At 51.9% G+C, this 18,990-nt stretch carries 11 protein-coding genes; all 11 read right to left on the reverse strand.

Annotated elements, in window-relative coordinates; genetic code table 11:
* Positions 1–150: 150 nt before the first annotated feature.
* Positions 151–561, reverse strand: a complete 411-nt coding sequence (locus tag NNL35_RS00410; protein ID WP_006674796.1) for a TIGR03826 family flagellar region protein — start codon at positions 559–561, stop codon at positions 151–153.
* 150 nt (positions 562–711) lie between these two features.
* Positions 712–1,470: a ComF family protein gene (locus NNL35_RS00415; protein WP_254552824.1), complete on the reverse strand. Its 759-nt coding sequence runs from the start codon at positions 1,468–1,470 to the stop codon at positions 712–714.
* Between the two features lie 163 nt (positions 1,471–1,633).
* Positions 1,634–3,712 carry an ATP-dependent helicase ComFA gene (locus tag NNL35_RS00420; RefSeq protein WP_006674798.1) on the reverse strand — a complete coding sequence of 693 codons (2,079 nt, stop codon included), beginning with the start codon at positions 3,710–3,712 and terminating at the stop codon, positions 1,634–1,636.
* Between the two features lie 205 nt (positions 3,713–3,917).
* The gene (locus NNL35_RS00425) at positions 3,918–6,956 is read right to left on the reverse strand and encodes a YhgE/Pip domain-containing protein (RefSeq protein WP_006674799.1); all 3,039 of its coding nucleotides are present in this window, start codon (positions 6,954–6,956) and stop codon (positions 3,918–3,920) included.
* Between the two features lie 536 nt (positions 6,957–7,492).
* Entirely contained in the window at positions 7,493–7,933 is a 441-nt protein-coding gene (locus NNL35_RS00430; RefSeq protein WP_006674800.1) for a hypothetical protein, read from the reverse strand.
* Positions 7,934–8,113: 180 nt separating this feature from the next.
* Complete coding sequence (locus NNL35_RS00435) at positions 8,114–8,836, reverse strand: response regulator (RefSeq protein ID WP_006674801.1); 723 nt, start codon at positions 8,834–8,836, stop codon at positions 8,114–8,116.
* A gap of 4 nt (positions 8,837–8,840) precedes the next feature.
* Positions 8,841–10,001: a sensor histidine kinase gene (locus NNL35_RS00440; RefSeq protein WP_006674802.1), complete on the reverse strand. Its 1,161-nt coding sequence runs from the start codon at positions 9,999–10,001 to the stop codon at positions 8,841–8,843.
* A gap of 61 nt (positions 10,002–10,062) precedes the next feature.
* The gene (locus tag NNL35_RS00445; RefSeq protein WP_006674803.1) at positions 10,063–12,768 is read right to left on the reverse strand and encodes a stalk domain-containing protein; all 2,706 of its coding nucleotides are present in this window, start codon (positions 12,766–12,768) and stop codon (positions 10,063–10,065) included.
* 391 nt (positions 12,769–13,159) lie between these two features.
* On the reverse strand, positions 13,160–17,134 hold the full coding sequence (locus NNL35_RS00450; protein WP_040729592.1) for an Ig-like domain-containing protein: 3,975 nt from the start codon (positions 17,132–17,134) through the stop codon (positions 13,160–13,162).
* Between the two features lie 144 nt (positions 17,135–17,278).
* Positions 17,279–18,481, reverse strand: coding sequence for a methionine adenosyltransferase (gene metK / locus NNL35_RS00455; protein ID WP_040729594.1), 1,203 nt, complete (start codon positions 18,479–18,481; stop codon positions 17,279–17,281).
* Between the two features lie 160 nt (positions 18,482–18,641).
* On the reverse strand, positions 18,642–18,905 hold the full coding sequence (locus NNL35_RS00460; protein WP_006674806.1) for an alpha/beta-type small acid-soluble spore protein: 264 nt from the start codon (positions 18,903–18,905) through the stop codon (positions 18,642–18,644).
* Between the last annotated feature and the right edge of the window lie 85 nt (positions 18,906–18,990).

The following is an 18,990-nucleotide window of genomic DNA, read 5'->3' on the forward strand; positions in this document are numbered from 1 at the left end:
TCCGGCTCGCATCCCGTCCTCGTTCCAACTTGTTACCTTCTATTCTAAGGCATATCCGTATACATAGACAAAACCGATAACCTTTACTAAGATTATCGGTTCCGTGTCAAGGAAAATTTAGTTCTTGTCAAAAGAAGTTCATGCCGCGGGCTATTTGTCGCGGGACGGTTCAAAAGCCTGGTACGCCCTCGTTCCGGAAGCCGATTCACCCTTGTCCGGTTCCTTCGCAATGCCCGCTTCCTGTATTTGTCGAACCAGCCTGTTCCGGCATGACTCGCACATATGCCCTTCCCGAATAGGGTTGCCGCACACTTCACAATCATATGTCAAATTCGGAGCCTGGTATATTGAAATGCGTCCTTCACGGATGAACTGCGTAATCTGGCGCGGACTGACCTTCGTCTCTTCGCTTAGCTCATGCATCGTAGCATGCCTCTTCTCGCGCAAAAAGGCCACGCACCGTTCATACTCCTGTTCAATCTCCTTCAGACATGCAGGGCAGATGTCCCTGAATGCCTTGGCGAACAGCCTGCCGCAGCGCGGACAATTGCTCAATTCCATCTTCTCGCCCCCTTATATGCCGTTGTATTCATCATAACTTATTCATCGACAGAAAACGAGAGGATTTTTACTAAAAAATGCGTGTTCAAAAGGGGAGAATCCAGCACCACATGCCGTGATCAAATTAGCCTTTTGAACAACCTTTAACATTCAGGCTCTCGCCCACGTATAGCTGGCTATCTTCAACGGGATAGAGAAGGCGTCGTTCAGCCGTGAAAGCTGACGGGCACAAGCGCGGAGCGTGCTGCCTGTCGTATACACGTCATCAATGATGAGAATGCGGATATGCTCCCGCCGCTTGATCATTCCGACCGAAGCTGAGGATAGCGCACGGGCCGCCTCTGCCGGCGCATGCCTGTTCAACGCGAAAGCTTCGGCTGCACTCCGCTCCCGCCCCCTACGCTCCTGCTTGCTCTGCTTCTCCCCATCCTGCTTCCGGTCAAGCAAAGCCACGACCGGACGGCTCCAAGCCTGTCCCAGCAGACGGGCCAACCGTTCCGCCTGATTGAAGCCGCGCACCTGCAGCCGGGCAGCCGTCGACGGCACATAAGTGACGAGGTCGGGCAATACCTCTTCCAATGGAGTTCCCCACAACCACTTCCTCAGCTTGCGTACTGGTTGGAAAGCAACCCAATTGGGCACTGCTTCCTGATTCTCCGCAGAATAGACGGAACGGAACAGCATCGAGTAAGATGACAGCATCATAGCGGCCATGACCGACTCGTACCGGATATTTCCCCGGAACTTATATTCCGCCAGCCATTGCTTCATCGCTTCATTATACTGGACTACGCTCCGATTGGCGGCCAAGCCGTGAGAAGCTAACGGATCGCGCGTACAGTCGGGACAGCGAATGCCCCGGCCGCATGATATGCATCCGATCAATTGAATCCACGAAATATCTCTCAAGCATCTGCCGCACAGTTTAACAGTTAACGCTGTTTCTCTTATCTCCTTATAAAAGGCGTCCGCTGACGCACCCAGCGCCTGGCCGCATACATTACACAGAAGTGCCTGCGGCCGCAACAACCGCTGGAGCCTCCGCTCAAGCCAATGCCCCTGCGCTGCCGGTTCAGCCACTTCGCCATCTCCTTCCACTATAAGCGGGCAGCAAATAACCGCGCCGTCTCGCCAGCCGGTTCATCTCGCGAATCTGCCGCACCGCCCTGCGCTGTGCCCGATTCCATTGCCGGGAACCGAAGACGACCTTGCCCGCCGGATCATCCTTCGATCGGCCGGCCCGGCCCGCCATCTGGACAAGCGATGCTTCATCGAACAGCTTATCATCCGCATCGAGAATGTACACGTCGCTTTTCGGCACCGTGACGCCTCGCTCCAATATCGTCGTCGTAACCAGCATCCGAATGTCCCGCTCCCGGAAGCGGAGCACCCGATCTCCGCGCTGCGCATCCGCCGCGGAGGTCCCCTCCACCCGAATCTCCGGGAATTGCCGCTGCAGCAGCCGCACGACACCTTCCACCTGCCGGATGCGGGTGATGAAGATGAATACCTGCGCTCCCCGGCCGACCGATTCCGCCATACGGCGAAGCAGTGCTCCAGGGAGCGACCCGCGCGCAAGACACGACGCGACGGCCGGCATCGCGACCCGTGCCGGAACCGGCAGCGGATGCCGATGATACCGCACCGGCACCCGTGCATGCCGCAGCATCCCGCGCCGTACCTGACGCTGCATCGCTTCCGGCGGTGTGGCCGACAGAAACACAAAAACGCCCCCTCGGCGACAAACTCGCTCTGCCGCGCGATGGAGCATCGGATCATTATGATAAGGAAACGCATCCAGTTCATCAATAATAACGAGATCGAATGCCCGGTCGAACCGCAGCAATTGATGGGTCGTCGCCAGCGTAATTCTGCCCTCTCCCCAACGCTCGGGGCTTCCGCCATACAGCGTTACGACCCGTTCGTCCGGGAAAGCCTTCTCAATCCGCGGCTTCAGCTCCAGCACCACATCCCGCCGCGGCGTCGCCACCAGCGCCCGGCCGCCATGCAGGAGCGCATCCTCGATCAGCGGAAATATCATCTCCGTCTTCCCCGCGCCGGTCACGGCCCAGAGCAGGAATGTGCCCGTCACAGCTTGTCCCCAATCGAGAGAACGTCCGCCATCTATGTCCCGCCTCACCGAAGCGATATACCGCAGCGCATCCGTACTGGCGGCCTCTTGGGCCGGAGCCAGTCCCCATTTCGCGAGACGCGGTCCGAGATCTTCTTCTCGGGCCGCACTCCCGGACGCTGCCGCCGGCGGGCGGGAGGAAGATCCTGCTACGATCAGCGAGCAGGATCGGATGCGTCCCAGATTCAGACAATGCGTGCAAGTCCGGCATTCCATACTGCCGCAGGAAGCGCAGGCAGACACCGTCATCTCCTCCGTGCTGCCACAGCGGTTGCACCGGTACACGGCAGAAGCTGTTCGCCAACGGGACATCGCCTTGCTTGCCCAGCGCTTGCCCTCTTCCTCCACCGGCATAATGCCCGCTCGCACTTCCAGCCAGCCATGGAGACATCCCAACTGAATAAACGTGTGCCTGAGCGGAATCCAACCATGCCAATCCTTATCTTCCATAAGCGATACAAGCTCTTCGTCCGAGACGAGCCTGCCCTGCAGCGCTTCAGCCAGCTGCCATGCATCCGCTTGCAGCGACGCGCGGAGCACGCCACCCGCTTCAGGCAGTCGCTCAAGAGCGGGCGCCCGCCGGGTAACTTTCTCTTCGAGCCGATACACTGCCGCGCTTTCCGCTACCCGATACGCTTCCTGCCGTCCTTCCTTCACAGACTGCGCATTTGGCTCTGCATCCGGGGCTTCCAATATCATCACCGTGAACCATTCCTCCTCCCCATGACGATCGGAATCGGTGAACAGGTACAGCAGTTCCCGGTAGCTATGCAGCGCATCACGGTAGTACTTCGTCCATCCCCGCTTCCCCCATTGGTCCATCTCCTCGCACTCGACGAAGTCCTCCAGCATCGCCAACCCGATAAATATCGGCAGGGCAGGCTGAAGCACAACCAGCTTCATCCCTCTTCGCTTCCCTCCATCCTCCGACAGCCAATAGCCTGCATCCACACGCCAGTCCAACGTCATCCCCGTATGCCATCCGCTCTCCGTTCTTACGGCGTAAACTCTTACTTGCACCCGTTCCCTCTCCTTCCTTAATTCCACGGCGCCGTCATGTACTGTTGAAGTGGTCTCATCCTGGCAAGCATCAACAGACAACAAAAAAGCACACCCCACCCGTTATCACGGGATGGCATGTGCTTCATGCTCAACGCCTAAATTCAATGATTTACCTAGATTGTATACGATGAAGCGGCAATTGACAACCCTAATTTGGAAATACTTACAGCAGCTTGCTCTTCTTCGCCTTTTGCAAAAATTTATCGCTTGATTTATTAATCGTCTTTTTCAAGCCGACACCCAGCACGAACGCAATCCCGATATAGATGAGCAGGATTAACATATGCTTCGTGACGACAGGCCACAGGATTCCCCCGACCGCTTCCCTCATAATCGTGATGGCATGGGTGAACGGTAAAAATGGATGCAGCTTCTGGAAGAAGGCCGGTGTCATCTGAATCGGAAATGTCCCGCCGGAGCTCGCCAGCTGGAATACGAGTAGCACGATGGATAATGCTTTCCCGACATTCCCGAAGACGGACACAAGCGTGTATACAATCGTAACGAATATAATACTGATGTAAATCCCAAACAGGACAAACCAAAATTTATGAAGAACATAGGTTTTCAAAAGAAACATATCGCCCAACGTGACAATCGTCGCCTGCCCGACACCTAACGTGACAAACGTAAGCAGCCGGCCGAAATAAGCCTCATAGCTCTTGTACTCATGCTTATTCTCAATATCGACAATCAGCATCGAAATCAGGAGCAGTCCGCCGACCCATAGCGCCAGCGTGGTGAAGAACGGCGACATCGCCGAACCGTAGTTAGGGATCGGGAACAGTTCATGCTCATTCAGCAGCACAGGCTCCGCGAAGAAATCACTTTCTTGCTCCGCATCACCTGTCAGCAGCTTGATGACTTCATCCAAATCGCCCGTTTCTTCAAAAGAACGAATTTTGGCGGCAATATCCCTTACCTTTCTGCTAAGTTCCGGGAACTCTCCGTTCACTTTGTCTAATTCCGTCTCACCCAAGCGAACTTTGTCCTTCACCTCGTCCAAGGCCGATTCGATTTTCGGAATCGCCGCGAACAGTTCGTTTTCAATTTTTCGGACGAACTCCAATCCTTCTCTCGATTTTTCCATCGAACGGTGGAAAGCAGGGACGACATCCTTATCAATCGTCTCAACCGCATCATCGATGGAGGCAGCCGCATCCTTCGTCACGGAGCTAATCTGAGTAAGTGTATCCTTCGTTGGTTTATTCGCATCGCTGGCAAAATCGCTGGCCCGAATTAACGCATTCGATACATCTTCCATTCGGCTCTCTATGTTCCGAAGCTTCGTAATCACATCCTCAATCGCGCCGTCATCTACGGATCTTTTCATGTTTTCCGCAACATCGATTAACTTGCTTATCGCATGTTGGCCATCCTTCGTGCGCGCAGCCGCATTTCGAAGCTGATCTTCTACTTTATTAAAATCTTTGGCCAACAATTTATCCGTTAACTTTACGACGGATATGGCGGCATCCTGCAATTTGCCTGATTTTTCGCGTGCCTCGTTAATAAGCTTCTCGATATTGCTGCGGTTCGATTTGAATCCGGGAGCAATGACATTGTCATAGCTGTCAGCCAACTGGCCGGCCATAATCTCCGCTTTGTCCAAAAACTTCCCTATCAAACTGCTCACAAGCTCCGGCACATTGTTGTTTTCAAGTTCTTTATTGATTTTATCCAGCAGCTCTTGCAAGCTTCCCGCGTTCGTTTTCATGTTATTCAACATGTCAATGAGCCATTGATAATCTGTACCCGTTAATTTGGAGATCTCTTCTACTTTCTCAATCAGTTTATCGAGCGACCCCAAGCTGTTTTGGAGTTGGCTTGCTGCTTCGGATAGTGAGGCCGCAATCTCCTTCCATTTGTCGGCAATGGCGCTGCCATCTGCCTGCGCAAGCTGATCCTTCGCCTTTTTGATCAGGTCTTGCACATGGGTTAATTGCTCCCGGTATCGCTTGCCGGCCTGCTCCACATTATCCAGTGCCTTCGTCAGCGCGGGAACGATGCGATTATCCAAATCCGTTCGGAACTGTCCAATCAACTCATTGATTTTGATTGCCGTTCGCTGAATTTCCTTCAGCTTATCCACAGCAAGCTCTTTCTTGTCCGCAACGATGCGGCGAGCTTTCTCCAATTGGTTATTCAAATCTTCCAATTTGTTTTTCATATCATAGAGCGAGGAAATCATGTCATTCATGACCCCGCCAGCGGTAAGGGAATGATTGACGCCCTCTATTCTGGTGATAAGCTTCTGCAATGACCATATTCCCGCATTCACTTCATCGCTTTTTTTGCGCAGCTCCTGTTCCACGACGCGAAGATCAAGATTGGAATTAATCGCATCGGTCATCGCCGACATTTCGGACATCGTGTTTTGCAGGGCCTGAAGATCCTTTTTGACGACCGGAATGGTCTTCTCAAAGGTTTCATCTCCCTTATCCAGGAACCGTTCCACATCGGAATCAACCGCATCTTTTTTCTCTTTTTCGAAATCCTTGATTAAAGACAGGGCGGTTTCCGCTTTTTTGATAATGTCGTCCGCTTTTATTAAATCAACCTGACCTTTCCGAATCATGCTTTCAATTTCAGGAATATTCTCTTCCAGTTTGAAAAGATTATCCTTCATTTTCAAAATCGAAGGCTTGTTCCCTTCCAGTTCCACGCCAATCTCGTTGAAAATTTCAAAGATGGCGCCGTTTGCCTCTTTCACGAAATTGCTGCGGATCGTTGACGTTACCCCCGTCGCCCCGGCTGATGTCACCTTTGGCGCGATGGCATTTACTTTTTCATTGATATAATAATCCAATTCCGCCTTCTCGGGATGACTCGATATGACCGAGGTGATTTTCTCGGAGAAATCCTCCGGAATGACGATGGCCGCATAATAATCCCCGTGGTTGACACCTTCCATCGCATCCTCTTTATCCACGAACCGCCAGCCTAATTTATCGTTCTCCTTCAACGATTCGATGACCTTCCCGCCGACATCGATGGTTTTATCCTGGACTTCGGCGCCCTTATCCAAATTCACAACGGCCACGGCGACATCCTTCGTATTGGCGTACGGATCCCAGGACGGAAGAATATTGAACCAGGCATATAAGGAAGGCAGAATAACTACCGCTAAAATGACAATGATTGCAGCCGGATTTTTAATAATGTTGCGAAGGTCTGTTATGTAAATTTTCAGTATATTCATCGTTCACCATACCCTGTCTTAAGCTGTTAATGTAATAAATCATTTGCTAGATAAATATTTCGCCACTTTACAAAAAGTCTCTTAGATGCCGTCATAAAGCCAATTGCCAGCGTGAATTCATTACTCTTTTCTCACTATCAGAACCCCAGAACTAATTTGGATATTTAGTCAGACGTTCTAGCTATTATACTTGTAATAGTAGCAAACTGCAAGGAACCGCCTCTAAAAATGTATTCTTCTATCCGAATACCGCTGTCTTATCACTCTCATAGAACAGAAAAAGATGCCTCCATGTACGCAAGCCTGCGGCAACAGGCTCACAGAAGCATCCTCCACAATATGGCCTTCATAGTAAACAACACAACTAAGTATACTACAAAACATATCCATTTTATAGTAATCAAAATATTTGATGAATGAAAAAATGACCCGGACTGGATTCGAACGCCAGCAAAGTGAAGTCAATTCAACACATTGCCTCTATCCGGGCCCAATTCTTCCTGATTGTACCGAACCATTTGCAGTACACGACTTGCTTAGATAGCGCTTCCAGACATAAAAGGGACCTTGCGCAGGTCCTCCGCCCGATTCAAGCGGACCACGACAAAAGCTGCTCCGGCCGGCTGGTTCGACTCCAGCTCATCCAATACCCGCTCCACTTCCTCAGGCGATACGACATCCGCATTCCAGCTTATTCCCGCTCCCCGGACCGCACGCTCTGCGATTGCCAGCGTTGCATCCGTCGATTTGCAGTCCAGCAGTGTCATATGCAGCTGACGCCCTCTTAACCAAGTATAGAAACCAAAGGCCCGTACCATCCATTCGATGTGGCGTTCATCATTCTCGCTGACGATGACAACATGCATCCACGGCGCAGGACGAGAGCCCCGCACCAGCTTCTGCCACCCATGCGCGAGATGAACGGCCGCCACCGCTATCCCATAGCACCCGATAATCCAACATAGCATCGCGATCATGCGGCCACCTCCCTTTGTAACAATGTATGCCGAAGGAGATGGCAGGGTGACGGACAAGAATCGTGAATCTGTAACGACATGACAAAAGGACGCACATCCAGCGCCCGGCAAGCCTTCTCGGCCTCTGTGCCGAGAAGCTTCGCTTGGAAAATGCGTCCTCTCTATGGATTACCCCAACGATTACAAAGTGACCCAGCCGTTTTTAATGGAGTTAATGACCGCTTGCGTGCGATCGTCAACCTCCATTTTTTGCAGAATACTGCTGACATGGTTCTTGACTGTCTTCTCGCTGATGAACAAGTATTCGCCAATCATCTTGTTGCTCTTGCCTTCCGCCATCAGACGGAGCACTTCCGCCTCACGGCGAGTAAGCGGGTTGTCTTCCGCTGCCACGAAGCGCACGCCCGAATCATGGGAGGATTGATTGCTCACGACGCCATGCCCATCCAGAATCGTCATTCGCCGCAGCTGTTGAATCAGCTTGCCCGTCACCTTCGGATGAATGAACGCATAGCCGCTGACAACCGAACGGATCGCGTTGATCAGCGACTCGGCTTCCATATCCTTGAGCAGGTACCCGGATGCGCCCTTGCGCAGCGTCTCGAATACATAGCTCTCGTCGTCATGAATGGATAGAATGATGACTTTGACATCCGGGAAAATATCGCGAAGACGCTCAGTTGCAACGACGCCGTTCTCCACCGGCATATTGATGTCCATCAGGACAACGTCTGGAACTTCCTTGTTGCAGAATTCCACAACCTGAATCCCATCGCCGCATTCCCCGATGACTTCCAGATCGTCCTCCATGTTCAAGATCCGCTTCAACCCTTCGCGAAAAAGCTGATGATCGTCAGCAAGGAGTACTTTGATGCTAGGCTTTTCCTGTGTTCGATGCTCCATAGATTTACTCCTCTCTCTTCTCCACATTTGTCGGAATTTGTATCACGATTCGCGTGCCGCGATTCTCGGCGGAATAGATCTCCATGTGGCCTTCGAGCAGTTCGACACGCTCCTTCATCCCCAGCAGACCGAAATGCATATGTTCCTTCGACTTGACCTCCAGGGAATCCAGCTTGAAGCCGAACCCGTTATCCCGGACGACAACCCGCACCTCCTCCGGCTCATAGGTCAATTCACAGGTCACGTTCGTCGGATGCCCATGCTTGGCCGCATTGGTGAATGCCTCCTGTACCAGCCTGTAGATGGCCGCCTCCATCGCCGACTTCAACCGGCGCTCATGACCCCGAATCTCGAAGGAGGTTCGAATCCGGTTCTTCTCCTCATAATCATGAATGAACTTGCGCAATGTCGGCACCAGCCCCAAATCATCGAGGGCCATCGGCCGCAAATTGTATATAATCTTCCGGATTTCCTCCAGACCGAATCGCACTTGCGATCGTAAATCTACTATTTCGTTCTTCACCGACTGAAAATCCTGCTTCGTTATCATTCTTTCTACAATTTCCGTCCTCAGCACTAGATTGGCCAGTGACTGAGCAGGACCGTCATGTATCTCCCGGGCGATTCGCTTGCGCTCCTCTTCCTGGGCCAGAATAATCTTCAGGCCGAGAAGCTGGCGATTCTTCGCCGATTCCAGAATGCGGGTCACTTGTCCCAGATCTCCGGACAGATATTCCAGCGCCACGCTCATCTGGGAGCCAATCGTCTCCGCACGTTCAATCGATCCTTCCACGGCGCGCAGCCGCTTCTGCAGATCGTCCCTGCGGGTCTTCAGGTAGCCTTCCTTCTCACGGTATATCATCAGTTCCAGCTGCAACTGCGTTGCTTTCTCATAAGCTAGCTTAATATCCTCTTCCGTGTAGCGGACAAAGTCACGGCTTACCTCGGTCAAACGCAAACGAGCCAGACGATATTTCCGTTCCAGCTCGTCCACTTTATCGCAAATTTCCGCCGTCTGATTCAACACTTCCTGAAGCTCATGGCTCATCGTGACGGCTTCATTCCGGGAGGAATCCAATATTTCAAATATTTGATATTTGCTTTCTTCCATGACTTTGATGGCGTTCTTAATCACGCGATCAATGTTTCCGACCTGATTGTCCACTAACGCTCCGTCTCCTTGACTTTAGAGGATGAATTGGATATTCATCCTTTATCATACCATATTAACGGATAGTAATGGACTTCGTTTTTTTCTCCCATTTTACAGTTAGGCCTAATTGTTCCGACACCAATCGCAGAGGGACTAAAGTACGACCTTGGCGGACAATCGGAGCGACATCAGACTTACTTCTCTTCCCATTCAAAGTAATAGACTTCTCTCCCACGATCATATCGATCATCGAATTGCCGCGCAGCGCAGTTACCCGCTTCGTCTTCGCATCCCAGTCGGTATCTCCGCCGAATGCATCAATGATTGTCCGCACCGGCACGTAAGTGACGTTATTCAAGACCAATGGAGCGACATCCAACTGCTGCTTCTCTCCGTTCAGTTGGGCCGTCTTGCTGCCTACCGTCAATTCCATCGTAGGGCGGTTCAAGACGGCATCCGTTCCAGCCGGAAGCTTGACGATAAGGTTGTCTATCGCAACCGTCCCCTGCGGCACGCGCTCGTCCTGATCCTCTTTTGGATTATATAAGTAAATACGCTTCAGCTTCGCTCCCGATGATAGATTCAGAGCGGCCAAGTCGGCCTCTACCGTCTTCCAGCCTTCCCAGTTGACCGATTCCACAACACTGATATAGTGCGCCTTGGAGCCGTCATGAATCTCCATACGCAAATTGTTGAAGCTGTTATCTCCATAGACATCCAGCTTCATTCCGCTCGTTCCGGCCGGCAAAGCGATGCCGTTGCTGCCGTTCAGTTCGGCATAAGCGAACTTGTCCCCGGTTCCGGACGTCATGTCATAGGACAGCTTCAGTACCTTGTCATTGGCAGAGCGGCCGCCAAATCCGCCTCCCACCGTCACCTTGCCCGTTGTCGCGTTCTTCGGCAAGCCGGAGAACGATACCGGGTAGTTGACCGCATTGAAGTCTTCCAGCTTCTTCTCCGCTCCCGGAGTGAGCGGAATCATCGTCCGCACGCCATCATAGCTCGCAATGGCATACCCGATCTTTCCGCCCTCTGGCACGGAATCGACTTGAAGAACACCGTCGGTTACCGTCCCCTTGAATCCACGCAGCTCCCATTCAACAGAACTGGTTGGCAGCGTGGCGGTACTGCCATCCTGCAGCGTCACTTTGACCGGCAGCGTAGCCTTCGTGCCGGCGACCAGAGGCGCCGAAGAAGCGGCAATGCGAATGTCATCGAGTTGATCCGCCCCGATAACCTGTACCTTCTGCGTGGTCTTCGCCCCGCCGGACGTCGCGATTACCTCTGCGGTTCCGGACTTCATCGCCGTGAAGGCGGAGCCGTTCCATTTCAGCTTGTCATTGCTGGAGCTCCACTTAATATCAGCGGTCGAGGCATCAACTGGATTGTAATACTGGTCATATCCCTTCAAGCTAAAGGTTGCTTGCTGGCCGATGAACAGCGTCTTGTCTCCGGCCAAGGTCATGCCCTTGACTTCACCCTTCGGAGCTGTCGTATACACGCCGATTCCGTTGACGACCGAGCGGATATTCGTGCCGCCTTCCTTCGTCTCGAAGGTCAGCTTCGTATCCGTCTCGCCCAGCGGCCGGTTGGCCATCGTCGTCGATCCGCCCCCGTCGAGGTTGACCGCACGCCATATGCCGGCCTCTGCCAAGGCTTGCTGGAATTCCTTCAACGTCAATCCCGAGCTGACACTGTTCGATTGCGCCGTTACGAGGTAAGCGTAGCGCCCGTCCTTCGAGTAGCCGATTGCCGTTCTCGCCGTTGCCGAGCTGCCGCTGATTCCGCTCGTATCGCGGGTGAAGCTGACCGTCTTGCCATTGTCGACGAGCAACGTATGCCCGCTTATCATCATCTGGAAGGAGGAAGGATCAACCGACTGGCCATTGCTCTGCGCGATAAGATGATAATTCGCCTCCACGCTCGCCCCGACCTGCAGATTGTTCCGCATGAACTGCGCCGCCGTACCGTGTCCGCGTAAAATATAGCCATCCTCCGGAACCTCTATCGGCAGCGCGCCCGATTCCGATATTTGTTCCACCACGCCGTTCCGGACCAGCGCCTCGGTCGGGGTCGTCGAGCTATCATTCGGACGGACCGTTCCCTTCCATGCGCTCGTATAAATATACAGCGCGTTGATATGGCTGTGCTCGCCGCCTGGCTCCTTATTATATTTCATCTTGTTAATTCCCGAGAGAGGGAACGTCTGTCCATCCGGCAGCTGGATGCTGCCATCGAACCGGTATTGATCAATGGTCGGCGTGCCGTCCTGCTTGACCGCGAAGGCATACATGCCCTTCAGCTCCGCAGGGCTCGTGATCAGAACCCCATCATCAATCGAGGCGCCCATAGGCACGCGATCCGAGCTCATCATCCAATAGTCTCCGTTCACGCCCGCCACAGCGCCGGTTTCCTTCGTCATCCGCGTTACCGTCTGGCCCACCGCCGTCTGGCCGTTCTGGCCCGTCATGACATCGAGCTTGATATACGGATTTTTCAGATCCGCCTCAATGATATTGAGAATGGTCGTATACGTCTTGCTGTTGCGAACCGTCGTATATTGATAGGTTACGAGCTTCGCCCCCGAGGTGATAATCTCCTCGCTCAACTTCTTGAGCGACTGAACGGATCCGCTCGCTTCAACGACCGCCGGAGTTCCCCAACCCCAGCCGGCTGCCGGCTGCATCAACAACGCTCCCGACAACACCAATACAACGGCTACCCGGACACCCGCGTGCCGCTTCGGCATCCGCCCATCGGATGCTTCGATTCTTTTCATGTTTCTACTCTCCCATTTCCTTGCTAGTATGTAAGTTAACAACTACGAAGCCACTACCTATAAACTCTATTAGAGGAAGTTCAAAAAGCCGCTTTTGATCACGACGCAATTCTGGATGTCACCCTCGGCATCGAATCTTACATTCACTCTCGAAGTCCACTGCTCATGTAGTCTAGCCTACACTGCGCTGCTCCTTCTTCGAGTTCTTGCAACCTTCTCGGTGCTGAAAACCGGCCTTTTTGAACATACAACTATTACAATTAGACGACTCTATTCTACTAAAAGTTGCGTTTCTGTAACCAAATATCCTATATTTCCCGGGACATATAACGACAAAAAGCCCCATCCTCTGTTCCCCGACAAAGGATGGGGCTTTGAATTACAGTAAAGTTTAGAAGCTGATCGTAATATGATCGATAGAAAGCAACAACCGGCGCAGCAGGACAGCTGCTTGCGCTCTCGTTGCGGAACCTTTCGGATCGAATCTGTCCCGCTTCACGCCTTGAATCAGACCCGATTGCACGGCCTGAGCCACGGTTGGAGCTCCGAGTCGAGTAATCTGCTTGCTGTCTTTGAATACGCTCAGCACTGTCGTTGTCGCCCTAGGCAGAACATGTCCGGAAGCCTCCGACGCCCGCACCATCATCTGTGTCAGCTGCTCCCGGGTGATGCTGTCGTTCGGCTTGAAGGTGCCGTCCGGGAACCCGCTGATAATGCCTGCTTTTATCGCTGCACCGATATAGGCGCCGTTGATCGTAGAATTGCTCACATCCGGGAAGCGTTTGGCCGCTTCCGCATTCGGTTCCAATCCGAGAGCCCGCGAGATGGCAACAGCGAATTCCTCCCGCGTAATCGGCTTGTTCGGCTCGAACTTCGTGCTGCTGCGTCCTTCCATTATCATCTTCGCCGACATCGCCGTCATATCATTGTTAGCCCAATGGCTCGTCACATCGACAAAGACTTTGTTGCCAATCGTAAACACGGCAAGTACGCTCTTCTTCACCTTGGTTACGCCAACCGTGACCGTACCGGAGCGGTACAGCTTCGTCGGAAGATAGGCCAGTTGGCTGTTGCTCGTCTGATACTCGACAATCGCGGTCCGATTGGCCGTAACCGTATCCATCGTTCTTATTTTAATGACGGCTTCCATCTTCAACTCGGTCAGTCCGCTGACCTGGCTGCCGGAATAGCCGTAGATCGTAAACTGATGCGCCTGCACCAACGCGGTCGCCTGTACCCGGCTCAATGCGTTCACGATGTTGGTCTGCTGCGATTGAGCCGGCTCGATCTCGATTAACAAGTAAGAGTTCGAGATCGAACCTTTCAAGCTCTGCACGATCTGAATAATCGTGTCGCGGCTAATCGTGATGCCGTACATCGTGTTCCCATACTTGATGGCGAACAGTACCGGCTCCTTCGCGATATAGGCGGAATCGAACGCGCTCAACGGAATGGACACCCGTGCCGCTGTCTCTCCCGATGGCACTTCATACATCAGCTGCTTATCCGCGCCGCCCGAGGTCGCCACGAATTGAAATGCCGTCTTCAGCTTGTTCGCATCCAACGTATAGCGGTTGACCACTTGCCCGCTAGTGGCGCGATCCGACGATTTCTGTGCCGCATCATCTACGAGCACGAACATGGAGTCGATGAAGGACGTATCCTTCGCCAGCTTGACGAAATTGGCCCCTGCCAAGTCCTCCAGGCTCACCGTCACGTTCATATTGCTGAATGTCTTAATCTCCACGCCCGATGTCGATCGGATGGCTCTCGTTCCGCCTCCGTTATAAGTCACGGTCAGTTCGTCCGCCTTCGCCGGCGGATTCAACAGCTCGATGGTCACCTTCGTCCCGCTGACATTCACCTGTCTGACCGACACCAGTTGGCTGCCTGCACGGACATAGAATGGTCCGTTAGAGGAGAACTGCATGCTCTCCAGCGTTTTGTTGAACGTCAATACGATCGAAGGCGAGGTCCAATTCGCCGATTGCACGACTGGCGTGTCGCTGTCCGTCGTATTTCCGACAGAGATAAGATTCAGGTTCACGGCGTAATTCCCGTTCAAGTCCCTCAATTGCGGATATCCTCTTACATAGGACACCGTAACGATATCGGTCTTGAGCACAGCCGATTGCAGTGTCAGGAACACCTGGTTTTCCTTAATCTCAACCTTGGTCACATACCGTGCCTTCTCATTCACAAGGACTGAGAAATGGCTCACTAACGGAATCGAATTTTTGTCTAGCGCTTTATTGTAGGTCAACGTCACCCGATTGCCGGTAACGCCCGTTTCCGTTAATTGAGGCGGCTGCCGATCGTGGCTGTTGCGCACAAAGACACCTTCGAAGGCCGGAATCTGTCCTCCGCCCGTATCCTCTATAGGGTAGCTCCCCGGAGTGTAGCTAACCTTAATTACATCGCCATCCGAAGCATATCGATTCAGCGTGAGGTAGATGTACGACCCGCTGTTTGTAATTTTATCTACGCCGACGGTAGAACCATTGAACGTGACGGTGAACTGGCTGTATGCGTACGTAGACACGCTTTTAATCGACTCGTTAAGAACAATGGTTAATCTATCATTGTAAATATAGCTTTCTCTTACATTGTATAGAGTCGAGCTCACTTTATTCTCTACATTGCGGGCGCTGAAGGCTGCAGCCACATTGCCGGATGTATCTCGTACAAGACGGAACCGTCCGGCATAACTGATACGGACATCCTGCCCGACAGACACGCCGCTTTCCAACCTAACATATACATAGTTGCCTGACGTATAGGCACTGTCCACCCGGCGATCCTGATTGTTCACCGTAACGGTAAATTCACTGGCAGGTGGATTAACGCTCGAATCAAGTCCCTTATTATAACGAATCTGTATGACCGAGCTGTTGTACATCTTAATGTCTTCGATAGCTGGCGGATTGCGATCCGTCAAACCGGTCGAGAAGGTCCATACATTTGTGATTCCTTGGAACTCATTTCCCGATCGATCCTTTACCGCTCCACGTGCAATATTCACCGTATAGACGGTATTGTCCTGGAGCTTGTTTTTAGGGACAATGCGAAGATCTCTATCGCCTCTTACCGTAACTTCTATCGTTTCTTTCACCGATGAACCTTGGCGGATCAGTTCCACGCCGTTGCCGCTATACACAATCGGCTTGTTGAATGTAGCGATAAGCTCCTTCGACGTCGCTACGCCAACACTATTGCGCGATGGATCGTAGGATGAAATAACCGGAGCCGACGTATCGACGACAACCGTCTGGAATTCCCATGATTGCTTCGTTATGAAGTAACCGTCTGCATTGCGGAAAGCCCCGTCCGGAATTTCGACGATATATTTTTGATTCTTAGCCAGATTCTTCAGCGAACTTGATTGAATCGTATTTGTGCCTCCGCCTGTCAAAGTCGTCACCGGGATTCTGTCCTTAACTGTTCCATCTGACGATTTAATCAAAATCTCGCCGCTGCCTTGATATACCGGCTTATCAAATGTCAGTTCCAAACGGGTACTCTCGGATACGCCATTTCCCTCCGGAACCTTCTTTACCAGTTGGGGCGGGGATGTGTCTACACCGCGTTTGGTCTCGAAAAACCATGATGCTGGGTCCGAATACCCCGCTACTGCAATATCCTCGTCATCCGTAAATGGATTATTGACAAATTTAACATAGTAGGCAGTGCCAGCGTCCAGTTTATTATTGTCCGTAAATGAATAGGTAGCTATCATTCTATTAGTGTCTAACACAAAATCAGTGGACTTTAATGTCCTTACAGGCGTGTTATTATAAGTGTAAACCTGAACCGTCCCTGCACCAGCTTTTACCGGTTGTTTGAAGGCAATTCTTAGAGTTGGAGTTACGCTTTCCTCTTTGCTTTGATGCGGAAATACAGCCTCAACACCTGGAGCGGATTTGACCGTAAAAGACCAACTCTTTCCTACAGGGAGAGGTTGACGAGTAGCATTGTCCTCAAAGGCCGCATCTATCGTAACCTGATAGGTAGCTCCCAATTCAAAAGCAGGTCCATTTTGTAATTTGAAGGTTAACGAATCGCTTGATACGACCTTGCCCATCCCCGAGCTTCCATCTTTATTAAAATATTGCGGTACGCCTCCCTCCTTCATGACCACGATATGCCCGCTTACCATGGTCGTGGGCTGTGGGAAGCTAATGCTGATCTCTGACTTCAACGGGACGTTCCGTTCATTCGGTGCCGGCGAGACCGTAACTTCAGCTACAGCCAGACTGCTGGCCGTAGTCGGATTGATTGTATCCGCTCGCACGATCCCGGGTCCCCATCCTATCGCTCCACTTATTAGTATCACGATGGCAAGTAAGGCTGAGAGCCATCTCTTCATTGCTGTTTGCTCCTTTCCTTCCGAAAGACAGTTGTACTTTATTTGTCGGTCAGAAAGGCGATTTTTTTTAGGACTAGGTAAAAGTTATCAAAATACAAAAAACCTTCCTCCGCCCTATATGGCAGAAGAAGGTTCTCAAATTCATTATGCCCCGGCTTGCTCACGAAGCGCATCGGCTTTATCGGTGCGTTCCCACGGAAGATCGACATCCGTACGTCCGAAGTGGCCGTATGCAGCCGTTTGCTTATAAATCGGACGGCGCAGGTCCAGCATGTTGATAATTCCGGCTGGACGCAAATCGAAGTTATTTTTAATAAGTTCAACGAGCTTTTCTTCACTTACTTTGCCCGTCCCGTACGTATCTACGCTAATCGATACCGGATTTGCTACGCCGATAGCGTATGCAAGTTGGATCTCACATTTATCGGCCAAACCAGCCGCTACGATGTTTTTAGCCACATAGCGGGCCGCATACGCTGCAGAACGGTCAACCTTGGTTGGATCCTTCCCGGAAAATGCACCGCCGCCATGGCGGGCATAGCCGCCGTACGTATCGACGATGATTTTACGTCCGGTCAATCCGGCATCGCCTTGAGGACCGCCAATAACAAAGCGTCCTGTCGGGTTAATAAAGTATTTTGTATTCTCATCCAGCCACTCAGCCGGCACGACAGGCGCAAGTACCTGTTCACGAATATCTTTCTGGATTTGTTCCAGCGTCGCTTCTTCCGCATGCTGCGTCGAGACGACAATCGTATCAACACGAACTGGCTTGCCATCCATATATTCAATCGTCACTTGTGTTTTACCATCAGGACGAAGGTAAGGCAGTGTTCCATCTTTGCGTACCTCGGACAGACGACGTGCAATCCGGTGGGACAGTGCAATCGGCAGTGGCATTAATTCCGGTGTCTCATTGGAAGCGAAGCCGAACATCAAGCCTTGGTCTCCCGCTCCGATATTGGCTGTCTCTTGCTGCATTTCGCTTTCGTTACGAGTTTCAATCGCTGCATTCACCCCTTGGGCGATATCAGGGGATTGCTCATTGAGCGAGGTCAACACGGCACACGTATTATAATCGAAGCCATACTTGGCACGTGTATATCCGATTTCCTTAATGGTATTCCGGACAATGGATGGAATATCCACATAGTCAGCCTTGGTGCTGATTTCACCGATTACAAGTACCAATCCCGTCGCAACGGATACTTCGCATGCAACCCGAGCGTTCGGATCATTAGCCAAAAAGGCGTCCAACACCGCATCGGAAATCTGGTCGCATATTTTATCCGGATGTCCTTCGGTTACGGACTCGGATGTAAACAGATGGCGTCCTTTCAATGACATAGGACTCGACCTCCTAACCCTTAATATGGCTCCCTTTTGAGCAGCCTAAACAAAAAACGAACCTTTTCCTTAATGGAAAAGGTTGTTATACCAGCCTTCGAAAAATCATAATACTGCATTTGTCGGGTCCTGTCAATGAATGAACAAAAAGTTCTTCTTCCTATTTTTGCCGCAAGGCATGGGTAACGAGACGCTTCGTAATTTCGCCGCCAACGGAACCTGCATCACGGGAAGTCAGATGCCCCCAATCATCGCGGTGGGCCGCCGGTTGGGCGGGCATGCTGCCCAGTTCAGATGCAAATTCCGTATCCATCCCCAAGTACGCGCCTTGATGAGACACAGGCAAGCCGAATTCAGCAGCTATCTCATACTTCATTTGATAAAGTGCATTTTTACTGTCAGGAACCAGCTTTTTTCTCGCCACGGAATGATTCCTCCTTCAGGTATCGTTGTACCTATTATGCTCATGATGAGCTGAACCACCCGCAGGAAATGTTGTTCTGCTTGCC

Source organism: Paenibacillus dendritiformis (assembly GCF_945605565.1).
In the GTDB taxonomy this organism is placed as follows: domain Bacteria; phylum Bacillota; class Bacilli; order Paenibacillales; family Paenibacillaceae; genus Paenibacillus_B; species Paenibacillus_B dendritiformis_A.